We start from the raw sequence: 11,001 nt of genomic DNA, 5'->3' as shown, positions 1-11,001 counted from the left end.
GCGCGTTGCCAGAGCGTTTGTAAGAGAGGGGCTGGAAGGGTATGAACAAGCCAATCAACTTGGCCGAAGAGTTGGCCAAACAACCCCATATCCTGGAGATGCCTGGTCATTTATTGATGAAGGGTGGCCCCCAAGACTATATCGGTGCACTACTTTGCTTGCGCGGCACGCTGTACTTCAAGGGGGCTCACACGCCCATTGTGCGTGAAGCGTTATGCCGGTGTTTCGATGCCTTCAAACAACTGGCTGAACCTCACCTCACCTGGCTTTGGCGTGGCAAAGAACCTCCAGAGGGTAAGCCGATGACAGCGTATGCTGATGCTAAATCGCTGAGAGATATGTTGGCGGGAATGGATGAGGACTACCCGCTGCATTTTGATTACTCCAGTGGTAAGCAATCTAATGATGCCGCCGACTGGCTGTTTAAAGTAATCGCGCAATCGGCATGGGAAGCGAAGATTGGGCGGGACCTCAGTACTCTTGAGTTCTCAGTGCCTCTGCTTTATCAGGAGGAGCACCCGTTGGAGTTCCTTCGCCTCTTCGTCAATTTTACAAGGTGGTTAGTTTCTGAACAGGGGTATGCCGGGTACGCTTTTAACCTGGCTTCTACGAATTGGGATGCTAATGAACCCACCGAAGCCTTTATGGCAGGCCATATGCCAGGATTGGATGTTGGGACAGCGGCGTTGCTGGCCAATCGTCCTAAATTCAAATTTACCCGGATCAAAACCGTCAGTTGGCTGACCGTTCTCGACAACGCGCGTCTGGAGTTAGTGGGCGGCCTGGATGCGCTGCGTGCACAACTTCCTGCTAGCCATTTTGCGTTCTACGACTATGGTGCGGGTGTTGTGATCCAATCCGGTGCTTATCCGTATCTGGGCAGTGCCGGAGAAGACCCCAGACCCGCCCCCTATGTGCTGTTGAACCATGTGCTCAAAGGCATTCGTTACGAAACTGTCGGTTCGCTGCATGGCGTCTCCCACAATGGTGAGTTGCGGCTGGTGGGGTGGGCGGCTGACCAGTGGCTCAAGCGTTTGGATGTGGAAGAGAGTGAAATCCCCGCGTGGCGTGAAAGGCTGCTCAATGAAGAGCCTATTCTGGATGCCTCCAACGCCTTACCAGAGCGTTTGTAAGAGGGCTTATTCAAAGAGCTGGTGAACAGAACTGTGGTACTGACTCAAGAGGTTCTGAAAGCCCTTCACTGCCCTGCCGGCTTCGCCTGGAACCGCCCCCGCAGCACCAGTGCGATACCACCCAGCACCGCCACCGACACCAGCGCCAGGCGCAGGCTGATGGCTTCCCCCAGCAGCAGGGCGCCACCGAGGGCGGCCAGGACCGGGACGCTCAGCTGCACGCTGGCGGCCTGCAAGGCGCCCAGGCCGGGGAGGGCGCTGTACCAGATGGCGTAGCCGATGCCGGAGGTGAGCGCGCCGGAGAGCAGCGCATAGGCCAGGCCCGGGCCGTCCCAGCTCAACTGGCCGAGGAAGGGCAGCAGCAACAGCCCGGCCAGGGGCAGGGTGCGGATGAAGTTGCCCGCCGTGGCCGCCAGCGGCGGGCCGGCCTGGCGGCCGAGCAGGGTGTAGGCGCCCCAGGCCAGGCCTGCCAGCAGCATCAGCAGGGCGCCGCCCAGGGGCGGGGCGCTGGCGCCGGGCAGCAACAGGACCACCAGCCCCCCGCCGGCCAGCAGGAAGCCGAGGCTCTGCAGCGGCCCCAGGCGTTCGCCGTGCAGCAGGCCCACCGCGCCCATGCTCAGTTGCACCGCGCCGAACAGCAGCAATGCACCGCTGCCCGCATCCAGTTGCAGGTAGGCGTAGGAGAAGGCGGCGGCGTAGACGAACAGCGCAGCGGCGGCCCGCCAGTTGCCGCTGGGGGCCAGGGGCGGGCGGCGCAGGCGCAGCAGCAGGCCGAGCACCAGGGCACCGGCCGCCAGGCGCAGCACGGTGAAGCTCGCCGCGTCCATGGCGGTGTGCTTGAGGGCCAGGCGACAGAGCAGGGAGTTGCCGGCGAAGGCCAGCATGGCCAGGGCGGTGAGCAGCAGGATACGTGGAGCGGGCATGGGCCTCCGGGCGTGGGCGCCTTGGTCAGCGGCGCAGGTAGGCCGAGAAGTCGATGTCGCTGGCGCAGAGGATCGCCTGCACCCGGTTGTGCACGTTGAGCTTGCGCAGGATGGCCGAGACGTGGGCCTTCACCGTGGTTTCGGCGATGTCCAGGTTGTAGGCGATCTGCTTGTTGGATTCGCCCTTGGTCATGCGCTCCAGCACCAGCAGCTGCTTGCGGGTCAGCGCCTGCAGCAGCTCCGGCGGGATGGCGTGCTCGTCCTGGCTCCGGCGCGGCGCGGCTTTCTGGGTGCGGATGATCTCCGAGGGCAGGTAGACGTTGCCGTTGAGGATCTGTTCGATGGCCTCGGTCATCTGCGCGCGCGGCGAGGACTTGGTGATGAAGCCCACCGCGCCATAGGTGATGGCCTGCAGCACCACCTGCTTGTCCTGCTCGGCAGAGACGATCACCACCGGGATGGTCGGTGCCTCGTTGCGCAGGTTGATCAGGCCGTTGAGGCCGTGCATGCCGGGCATGTTCAGGTCGAGCAGGATGAGGTCGAGGTCGTCGTGCTCCTGGGTCAGGCCGAGGGCGCTGTCCAGGTCGGCGGTCTCCATGACTTCGCTGTCGGGGAAACCGTCGCTGATGACGTTGTGGATGGCTTCGCGGAACAGGGGGTGATCGTCGGCGATCAGGATCTTGTACATGGCCAGGTCACCTCGTTGTTGTGGTTGTGGGTGGACGGCGATCAGGGGAAGGGCTGCGGCTCGGCCGGTGTCAGCGGCAGGCCGGCCTGCTGCCAGGCGTCGATGCCGTCACGGTACCAGTAGAGGGTGCGGTAGCCCAGGGCGTGGGCGCGGCGGGCGGCGTTCCAGCCCAGCCAGCAATCGGAGCGGCAGTAGAACACCAGGGGCCAGTCCTTGTCGCCCTGGCTGATGCGTTCAAGGTTGCGGCTGAAGTAGGCCTGCCAGTCCGGGGCCAGGGCGCCGTCGCCGGTGTTGGCCAGCCACAGGCTGCCGGGCAGGTTGGCGTGGACCTCGTCGGGGATGAAGCGCTCGTTCAGCCAGGTGCGCCGGTAGACGTCCACCAGGCGGGTACGCGGCTCGTGGGCCAGCAACTGGCGCAGGCTTTCGGTGTCGAGGGTGCGGGCCTGCTCGTGCCGGGCCGGGGTGGGGCTGCGGTACTGGGTGATGCGGTAGCCGTCCGGGGAGAACAGCGGGGCGGTGGTGTCCGCCGCCCAGGCAGGGACGGACAGCAGGCAGACCAGCAGGGCCTTCTTGATGAGGCGCATGGCGAGGTTCTCATTGTTCTTGTCGGCCCATTACATGCCAGGGCAGGAGCCTTGCAAATCCTACGTTCTGTGGATTGAAGCGGTACCAAAGTAGTAGAGCGGGCCCAGGGGCGGCTGCTGGGGGAGGCAGGGCCTCGTCAATCGCGGCTTGGCGACCTGCGCGTCGCGTCGGGTGAGTGAGAGCAGGGCACCGGTCACCGTTTTCTTCGAACTCTGGGCGGGCTCGGGCCCTCCAATCCCGAGTAGGGCACGCGAGGCCTTGTCGTGGCGGGTTCGGTCACCTGATCGGCCGGTGCGCAGGGGCTCGCCGACCCCTACCAAATCAGGACCGGAACTCCGTCGAAAGTAGCATTCGGAGCCCTCCGGGCCGGTGTTTAACTCGAGGCGCCGGAATGCTCCGGCCCCCAATAAGAAGAGGATCGACCCATGTGGACCAAACCCGCCTTTACCGACCTGCGCATTGGCTTCGAAGTGACGCTGTACTTCGCCAACCGCTGATCCGAAGCGCCCCGGTTCGCCGGGGCGTCCGGGGGTGCCTCCCATGCATATCCGCATTCTCGGGTCCGCCGCTGGCGGCGGATTCCCGCAGTGGAACTGCCACTGCCGCAACTGCGCCGGCCTGCGCGCCGGCACCCTCGACGCCGAGGCGCGCACCCAGTCGTCCATCGCCCTGAGCGATGACGGGGTGAACTGGGTGCTGTGCAACGCCTCGCCTGACATCCGCGCGCAGATCGAGTCCTTCGCGCCGCTGCGCCCGGCCCGCCGCCTGCGGGATACCGGCATCGCGGCAGTGCTGCTGATGGACAGCCAGATCGACCACGTAACCGGCCTGCTCAGCCTGCGCGAGGGCTGCCCGCACGCGGTCTGGTGCACGGAGATGGTCCACCAGGACCTGGCCCGGGGCTTCCCGCTGTTCGAGATGCTCCGGCACTGGAACGGCGGCCTGGCCTGGAACCCTATTGCGCTGGACGGCGAGTCCTTCACCATTCCCGCCTGCCCGGGGCTGCGCTTCACCGCCATCCCCCTGCGCAGCAGCGCGCCGCCGTATTCGCCGCACCGGGGCAACCCGCACCCGGGGGACAACATCGGCCTGTTCATCGAGGACCGGCGCAGCGGCGGCTCGCTGTTCTACGCGCCGGGCCTGGGGCAGGTGGACGAGACCCTGCTGGGCTGGATGCGCCGCGCCGACTGCCTGCTGGTGGACGGCACGCTCTGGCGCGATGACGAGATGCGCCTGTGCGAGGTGGGCGACACACTCGGCAGCGAGATGGGCCACCTGCCCCAGAGCGGGCCGGGCGGCATGGTCGAGGTGCTGGACGGCATCCCCGGCGCGCGCAAGGTGCTCATCCACATCAACAACACCAACCCCATCCTCGACGCCGGCTCCGCCGAGCGGGCCGAACTGGCCCGCCATGGCATCGAGGTGGCGCGGGATGGAATGGACATCCGCCTATAGGAGCCTTGCCCATGAGCCAGCACGCCATGACCCCGGCGGCATTCGAGCAGGCCCTGCGCGCCAAGGGCGCCTGCTACCACATCCACCACCCGTTCCACGTCGCCATGTACGAGGGCCGCGCCAGTCGCGAGCAGATCCAGGGCTGGGTGGCCAACCGCTTCTACTACCAGGTGTGCATCCCGCTGAAGGATGCGGCGATCCTCGCCAACTGCCCGGACCGCGACACCCGCCGCGAATGGATCCAGCGCATCCAGGACCACGACGGCGCACCGGGCGAGGCCGGCGGCATCGAGGCCTGGCTGCGCCTGGCCGAGGCGGTGGGGCTGGACCGCGAGCAGGTCCTGTCCCAGGAGCGGGTGCTGCCGGGGGTGCGTTTCGCCGTGGACGCCTACGTCAACTTCGCCCGCCGCGCCAGTTGGCAGGAGGCGGCCAGCAGTTCGCTGACCGAGCTCTTCGCGCCGCAGATCCACCAGTCGCGCCTCGACGCCTGGCCCACCCACTACCCGTGGATCGATCCGGCCGGCTACGACTACTTCCGCTCGCGCCTGTCCCAGGCCCGGCGCGACGTGGAGCACGGCCTGCGCATCACCCTCGCGCACTACCGCACGGCGGAGCAGCAGGCGCGGATGCTGGAGATCCTGCAGTTCAAGCTCGATGTGCTGTGGAGCATGCTTGACGCCATGAGCATGGCCTACGAGCTGGGGCGCCCGCCCTACCACACGGTGACCTGCGAGCGGGTCTGGCACCGAGGGCTGGGGCTATGAGCGAGGACCTGCGCATCCGCGTACCGGCCTTGCGTCGGGGCTTCCGCTTCCAGTTCGAGCCGGCCCAGGGCTGCCATGTGCTGCTCTACCCGGAGGGCATGGTGAAGCTCAACGAGAGCGCCGGGCTGATCCTCGAACGGGTGGACGGCCAGCGCAGCGTCGCTGCCATCATCGACCAGCTCGCCGAGCGCTTCCCCGGCGTGCCGGGGCTGGACGAGGACATCCTCGCGTTCATGGAGGTGGCCAGTGCTCAGTTCTGGATCGAGCTGCGTTGAACCGCTCGGTGCGGCCAACCCACCCGGCCCGCCCCTGTGGCTGCTCGCGGAGCTGACGTACCGCTGTCCGCTGCAGTGCCCGTACTGTTCCAACCCCCTGGATTTCGACCGCCAGGGCGCAGAGCTGTCCACCGCCGAGTGGGTCGAGGTGTTCCGCCAGGCCCGTGAGCTGGGCGCGGCGCAGTTGGGCTTTTCCGGCGGCGAGCCGCTGGTGCGCCAGGACCTGGCGGAGCTGATCCGCGCGGCACGTGGCATGGGCTACTACACCAACCTCATCACCTCCGGCATCGGCCTCACCGAGGCGCGCATCGCCGAGTTCGCCGAGGCGGGGCTGGACCATATCCAGGTCAGCTTCCAGGCCGCCGACGAGGCGGTGAACAACCTGCTGGCCGGCTCGCGCAAGGCCTTCGCCCAGAAGCTGGCCATGGCCCGGGCAGTGAAGGCGGCGGGCTACCCGATGGTGCTCAACTTCGTCACCCACCGGCACAACATCGACCACATCGAACGCATCATCGAACTGTGCCTGGCGCTGGAGGCGGACTACGTCGAACTCGCCACCTGCCAGTTCTACGGCTGGGCCGAGCTGAACCGCGCCGGCCTGCTGCCAACCCGCGAGCAACTGGTCCGCGCCGAGGCCATCACCCATGCCTACCGGGAAAAACTGGCGGCCGAGAACCACCCCTGCAAGCTGATCTTCGTCACCCCGGACTACTACGAGGAACGCCCCAAGGCCTGCATGAACGGCTGGGGCAACCTGTTCCTCGACATCACCCCCGACGGCACCGCGCTGCCCTGCCATAGCGCCCGGCAACTGCCGGTGCAGTTCCCCAACGTGCGCGAGCACAGCATCCGCCACATCTGGCAGGAGTCCTTCGGCTTCAACCGCTTTCGCGGCGATGCCTGGATGCCCGAGCCGTGCCGCTCCTGCGACGAGAAGGACCGCGACTTCGGCGGCTGCCGCTGCCAGGCCTTCGTGCTCACCGGGGATGCGGCCAATGCCGATCCGGTGTGCAGCAAATCGAAGCACCACGGCATCATCCTCGACGCCCGCCGCCAGGCCGATGAGGCGCCTGGCGGGCTGGACGCTCTGGTGTTCCGCAACCCGGCTAACGCCCGGCTGATCGCCAAGGCGTGAGGGGCGCAGGCCCCTTGCCGAGGCGCTGAACGGGGGCCGTCATGCCGTCTCTGCCCTGCCTTTCGGGACCTGGCCCAGCGCCTTCGGCGCGGTCGATGCGTGGGACTTCGGCGACCCGCGCGTCATTCTGAGAGCGGTGCCTGGTTTTCATGCAGGCCGACACCCAATGGTCGGATTGAAAACGTTATCTTTTGCAGTAGTCTGCTAGCCCACTCCATAACAACAAGAATCAGGCGGTTTCATGCGCCACGACATCAGCCGACTGCGTAAATTCGTTTCCCCGGAAATCATCTTCGGTGCCGGCTGCCGGCATAACGTCGGCAACTACGCCAGCACCTTCGGCGCGCGCAAGGTGCTGGTGGTGTCCGACCCCGGTGTGGTCGCGGCCGGCTGGGTGGACGATGTGGAGGCCAGCCTGGCGGTCCAGGGCATTGACTACCGGCTGTTCACCCAGGTGTCGCCGAACCCCCGGGTGGAGGAGGTGCACCAGGGCGCGGACGTTTACCGCGCCGAGGGCTGCAACGTGATCGTGGCCGTCGGCGGCGGCAGCCCGATGGACTGCGCCAAGGGCATCGGCATCGTGGTGGCCCACGGGCGCAGCATCCTGGAGTTCGAGGGGGTGGACACCATCCGCGTACCCAGCCCGCCGCTGATCCTGATCCCCACCACCGCTGGCACCTCGGCGGACGTCTCGCAGTTCGTGATCATTTCCAACCAGACCGAGCGGATGAAGTTCTCCATCGTCAGCAAGGCGGTGGTGCCCGATGTGTCGCTGATCGACCCGGAAACCACCCTGAGCATGGACCCGTTCCTCTCGGCCTGTACCGGCATCGATGCGCTGGTGCATGCCATCGAGGCGTTCGTCTCCACCGGTAGCGGCCCGCTCACCGACCCCCATGCCCTGGAGGCGATGCGGCTGATCAGCGGCAACCTGGTGGAGATGATCGCCAACCCCGACGACATCGGCCGCCGGGAGAAGATCATGCTCGGCAGCATGCAGGCGGGGCTGGCGTTCTCCAACGCCATCCTCGGGGCGGTGCATGCCATGTCCCACAGCCTGGGCGGCTTCCTCGACCTGCCCCATGGCATGTGCAACGCGGCGCTGGTGGAGCACGTGGTGGCCTTCAACTACAACGCCGCGCCGGAGCGCTTCCGCGTGGTGGCCGAGACCCTGGGGCTGGACGTGCGCGGGCTGAACCAGACGCAGACCCGCCAGCGCCTGGTGGAGCACCTGGTGGCTTTCAAGCGCTCGGTGGGCTTTGCCGACACCCTGAGCCTGCACGGGGTGTCGGTGTCGGACATCCCCTTCCTGTCGCGCCACGCCATGGAGGACCCGTGCATCCTCACCAACCCGCGCGAGTCCAGCCAGCGGGACGTGGAAGTGGTGTATGCCGAGGCACTCTGAGGAGCAGCGCCAGGCCCTGCTGGGCCTGGGCAGCCACTCCGCGCGCAAGAGCCATTACCCCGAGCTGCTGAGCCGCCTGGAGGAGCTGGAGACCGAGCGCAACCGCTACAAGTGGCTGTTCGAGCACGCGGTGCACGGCATCTTCCAGGCCAGCCTGCAGGACGGGCTGCGCGCGGCCAACCCGGCGCTGGCGCGGATGCTGGGCTACGCCCAGGCCGACGAGCTGCTGGCGATGCCGGCGGATTTCGCTGCGCTGCTGTTCGCCGACGGCGCGGCGGAGCTGGAGCGCATCCGTGCCCGTCTGCGCGGCAAGCCGGGGCTGTTCGGCTACGAGACGCGCCTGCGGCGGCGCGATGGCAGCCATGTGGACGTGCTGATGAATCTGTTGCTCAAGCCGGACGAGGAGGGGCTGGTGGAGGGCTTCGTCGCCGACATCACCGAGCGCATCCTCGCCCAGCAGCGCCTGCAGCACCTCAACGATGAGCTGGAGCAGCGGGTGGCGGCGCGCACCGCCGAGCTGGAGGCGCTCAACGGCCAGTTGCGCGAAGCGCGGGATGCCGCCATGGCGGCGAACCTGAGCAAGGACAAGTACCTGGCGGCGGCCAGCCACGACCTGCTGCAACCGCTGAATGCGGCGCGGTTGCTGGTGGCGACCCTGCGCGAGCGCAGCCTGCCGAGTGCCGAGCAGCAACTGGTGGAGCGCACCCACCTGGCGCTGGAAGGGGCTGAGGACCTGCTTACCGACCTGCTGGAGATTTCCAAGCTGGACCAGAGTGCCATCCGCCCGGACGTGGAGGTCTATCGCGTGCAAGACCTGCTGGCGCCGCTGGTGTCGGAGTTCGAGGGGGTGGCGCAGTCCGCCGGGCTGCAGTTGCGTGCGCGCATTCCCCGGCACCTGGCGGTGCGCACCGACTTCCGCCTGCTGACGCGCATCCTGCGCAACTTCCTCAGCAATGCCTGCCGCTACACCGAGCGTGGCCGTGTGCTGCTGGGGTGCCGCCGGCAGGGCGATGCCTTGCGCCTGGAGGTCTGGGACAGCGGCCGGGGCATTCCGGCGGACCAGTTGCGGGCGATCTTCCTGGAGTTCAACCAGTTGGACCGGGGCCGGGCGGCTGAGCGCAAGGGCGTGGGCCTGGGCCTGGCCATCGTCGACCGCATCGCCGGCATCCTCGGTTGCCCGGTGGAGGTGCGTTCCAAGCCGGGGCGGGGTTCGGTGTTCGCCATCCGCGTGCCGCTGGCGCCGCTGCCGGAGGTGCCGGCCCGTGATAGCGCGGTGGCGCGCCCGCTGGCCGGTGACCCGCTGCCGGGGCGGCGCCTGCTGGTGGTGGACAACGAGGTGAGCATTCTCCACAGCATGGCCGCGTTGCTCGGGCAGTGGGGCTGCGAGGTCTTGGTGGCGCCGGATCTGGAGGCCGCACGGGCGGTTCTGCAGGGGCAGGCACCCGAGGCGGTCCTGGCGGACTTCCATCTGGACCATGGGGTGACCGGCTGCGAGGTGGTGCGGGCCCTGCGGAAGGAGTTCGAGCGGCCGATCCCGGCGGTGATGATCACGGCCGACCGCAGCGACGACTGCCGCCGCGAGCTGCAGGGGCTGGGCGCGCCGTTGCTCAACAAGCCGGTGAAGCCGGGCAAGCTGCGGGCGGTGTTGAGCCAGCTGCTGGGCTAGCGAAGGCGGTTCAGGGTGCCTTGCCGAGGGCGTGCTGCAGGCGTTGGTGGTGGGCGTCCGACTCGCGTTGGCGGCGCACTTCATCCCAGATCGCCTGGGCCAGTTCGGGCGAGCCCTGCACCCGCTGGTGGGACAGCATCAGGTAGTAGTCCTTCTGCTCCAGGGGAATGGGGCGCTTCTCGATGTCGGCTGCCAGGTCCGGGTGGTCTGCCAGGACCTTGTCCGCCCGCAGCGTCTGCATGGCCGCCACGTCGAAGCGGTGGCTGTGGAGCATGCGCATCAGCGCCACCGGGTCGCGGCTGGTCTCTTCCACCTGCAGGCCGTGTCTGAGCAGCGTCGGGATGATGGAGAAGCCGCCGAGGGAGGCTACGCGGCCGTTGATGCCGTGGAAGGCCTGGCCGTCCCAGTCGGCGGCGCTGCCCTTGATGCGGTAGAGCGAGTAGCTGGCGTCGTGCAGGCGGTAGTCGCGGTCCGGGAGGCCGTCCTTGAGGCCGGGGTAAAGGCCCAGCGCCTGGCGTTCCGGGCTGAACGAAGCGGCGACGGCGCCGTCGTAGGTACCCCGCGAGAGGCCGTCAAGGCAGCGTCTCCAGGGCATCGGTACCTGGCGGATGTCCAGGTGCAGGTCCTTGCCGAGTTGGCTGAGCAGGGCCTGGTTGAGGCCGCTGCCATCGAGCATCACCCAGGGCCAGGAGTCCTGGTCCTCGTAGCAGAACACCAGTGGACCGGTGGAGTCCGCTCGGGCTGACAGGCAGAGGAGGCAGGCGAGGAGGCAGGCAAGTGGCTTGAAGCTCGGCATGAACAGGCAGTCCCGGGCGAGTGCCCGGAGAAGTGTAGACCGGGGGAACGGGGCGGCTTTCTACCATGCTGGCCAATGGCCGTCCCGGTTCGTTGGTGAGGATGTGAACCGGTCTGCGTTCTACGGCGGTTGCGCAGGCAGAAAGGGTGGGGTGATGCGCCTGGGGGTTTTCGACA

12 protein-coding genes are annotated in these 11,001 nt (G+C 67.4%); 8 read left to right on the top strand and 4 right to left on the bottom strand.

The features are described 5' to 3' along the window. Positions 1–41 precede the first annotated feature (41 nt). Positions 42–1,133: a DUF3396 domain-containing protein gene (locus A9G05_RS25650; protein ID WP_069563623.1), complete on the top strand. Its 1,092-nt coding sequence runs from the start codon at positions 42–44 to the stop codon at positions 1,131–1,133. A gap of 65 nt (positions 1,134–1,198) precedes the next feature. Here the strand turns inward: A9G05_RS25650 and A9G05_RS25645 are convergent, their stop codons facing one another. The 3 genes from A9G05_RS25645 to A9G05_RS25635 are packed head-to-tail and all read right to left on the bottom strand — an operon-like array spanning position 1,199 to position 3,328. After that, entirely contained in the window at positions 1,199–2,056 is an 858-nt protein-coding gene (locus tag A9G05_RS25645) for an EamA family transporter (protein WP_069563622.1), read from the bottom strand. Positions 2,057–2,081: 25 nt separating this feature from the next. Beyond that, entirely contained in the window at positions 2,082–2,744 is a 663-nt protein-coding gene (locus A9G05_RS25640) for a response regulator transcription factor (protein ID WP_069563621.1), read from the bottom strand. 41 nt (positions 2,745–2,785) lie between these two features. Then, on the bottom strand, positions 2,786–3,328 hold the full coding sequence (locus A9G05_RS25635) for a PQQ-dependent catabolism-associated CXXCW motif protein (RefSeq protein ID WP_083265596.1): 543 nt from the start codon (positions 3,326–3,328) through the stop codon (positions 2,786–2,788). 426 nt (positions 3,329–3,754) lie between these two features. Here A9G05_RS25635 and pqqA point away from each other — a divergent pair, with 426 nt between their 5' ends. The 7 genes from pqqA (at position 3,755) to A9G05_RS25605 (ending at position 10,029) form a co-directional block, all read left to right on the top strand. Continuing rightward, positions 3,755–3,826, top strand: coding sequence for a pyrroloquinoline quinone precursor peptide PqqA (pqqA, locus tag A9G05_RS26915; protein ID WP_072432761.1), 72 nt, complete (start codon positions 3,755–3,757; stop codon positions 3,824–3,826). Between the two features lie 43 nt (positions 3,827–3,869). Further along, positions 3,870–4,784, top strand: a complete 915-nt coding sequence (gene pqqB / locus A9G05_RS25630) for a pyrroloquinoline quinone biosynthesis protein PqqB (protein WP_069563620.1) — start codon at positions 3,870–3,872, stop codon at positions 4,782–4,784. An 11-nt stretch (positions 4,785–4,795) separates the two neighbouring features. Beyond that, positions 4,796–5,548 (top strand): pyrroloquinoline-quinone synthase PqqC, encoded by a 753-nt coding sequence (gene pqqC / locus A9G05_RS25625; RefSeq protein ID WP_069563619.1) that lies wholly within the window; start codon positions 4,796–4,798, stop codon positions 5,546–5,548. Next, positions 5,545–5,823: a pyrroloquinoline quinone biosynthesis peptide chaperone PqqD gene (pqqD, locus tag A9G05_RS25620; RefSeq protein WP_069563618.1), complete on the top strand. Its 279-nt coding sequence runs from the start codon at positions 5,545–5,547 to the stop codon at positions 5,821–5,823. The genes pqqC and pqqD overlap by 4 nt, the downstream gene beginning before the upstream one ends. Next, positions 5,795–6,958, top strand: coding sequence for a pyrroloquinoline quinone biosynthesis protein PqqE (gene pqqE / locus A9G05_RS25615; RefSeq protein ID WP_069563617.1), 1,164 nt, complete (start codon positions 5,795–5,797; stop codon positions 6,956–6,958). Before pqqD ends, pqqE begins: the two co-directional genes overlap by 29 nt. A gap of 241 nt (positions 6,959–7,199) precedes the next feature. Further along, positions 7,200–8,363 (top strand): alcohol dehydrogenase-like regulatory protein ErcA, encoded by a 1,164-nt coding sequence (gene ercA, locus A9G05_RS25610; RefSeq protein ID WP_069563616.1) that lies wholly within the window; start codon positions 7,200–7,202, stop codon positions 8,361–8,363. Further along, positions 8,347–10,029, top strand: coding sequence for a NahK/ErcS family hybrid sensor histidine kinase/response regulator (locus A9G05_RS25605; RefSeq protein ID WP_069563615.1), 1,683 nt, complete (start codon positions 8,347–8,349; stop codon positions 10,027–10,029). Before ercA ends, A9G05_RS25605 begins: the two co-directional genes overlap by 17 nt. 10 nt (positions 10,030–10,039) lie before the next feature. On the opposite strand, the gene A9G05_RS25600 is transcribed toward A9G05_RS25605, so the two are convergent. Next, entirely contained in the window at positions 10,040–10,825 is a 786-nt protein-coding gene (locus tag A9G05_RS25600) for an ABC transporter substrate-binding protein (RefSeq protein WP_069563614.1), read from the bottom strand. Positions 10,826–11,001: the final 176 nt, after the last annotated feature.

Source organism: Pseudomonas sp. ENNP23, assembly GCF_001728945.1.
Taxonomy (GTDB): Bacteria; Pseudomonadota; Gammaproteobacteria; order Pseudomonadales; family Pseudomonadaceae; genus Metapseudomonas; species Metapseudomonas otitidis.
This window is presented reverse-complemented; position numbering and strand designations above follow the sequence as displayed.

Coding starts and splice junctions, on each gene's coding strand:
- A9G05_RS25650 (WP_069563623.1), top strand. CDS start 42: ATGAACAAGCCAATCAACTTGGCCGAAGAGTTGGCCAAACAACCCCAT.
- A9G05_RS25645 (WP_069563622.1), bottom strand. CDS start 2,056: ATGCCCGCTCCACGTATCCTGCTGCTCACCGCCCTGGCCATGCTGGCC.
- A9G05_RS25640 (WP_069563621.1), bottom strand. CDS start 2,744: ATGTACAAGATCCTGATCGCCGACGATCACCCCCTGTTCCGCGAAGCC.
- A9G05_RS25635 (WP_083265596.1), bottom strand. CDS start 3,328: ATGCGCCTCATCAAGAAGGCCCTGCTGGTCTGCCTGCTGTCCGTCCCT.
- pqqB (WP_069563620.1), top strand. CDS start 3,870: ATGCATATCCGCATTCTCGGGTCCGCCGCTGGCGGCGGATTCCCGCAG.
- pqqC (WP_069563619.1), top strand. CDS start 4,796: ATGAGCCAGCACGCCATGACCCCGGCGGCATTCGAGCAGGCCCTGCGC.
- pqqD (WP_069563618.1), top strand. CDS start 5,545: ATGAGCGAGGACCTGCGCATCCGCGTACCGGCCTTGCGTCGGGGCTTC.
- ercA (WP_069563616.1), top strand. CDS start 7,200: ATGCGCCACGACATCAGCCGACTGCGTAAATTCGTTTCCCCGGAAATC.
- A9G05_RS25605 (WP_069563615.1), top strand. CDS start 8,347: ATGCCGAGGCACTCTGAGGAGCAGCGCCAGGCCCTGCTGGGCCTGGGC.
- A9G05_RS25600 (WP_069563614.1), bottom strand. CDS start 10,825: ATGCCGAGCTTCAAGCCACTTGCCTGCCTCCTCGCCTGCCTCCTCTGC.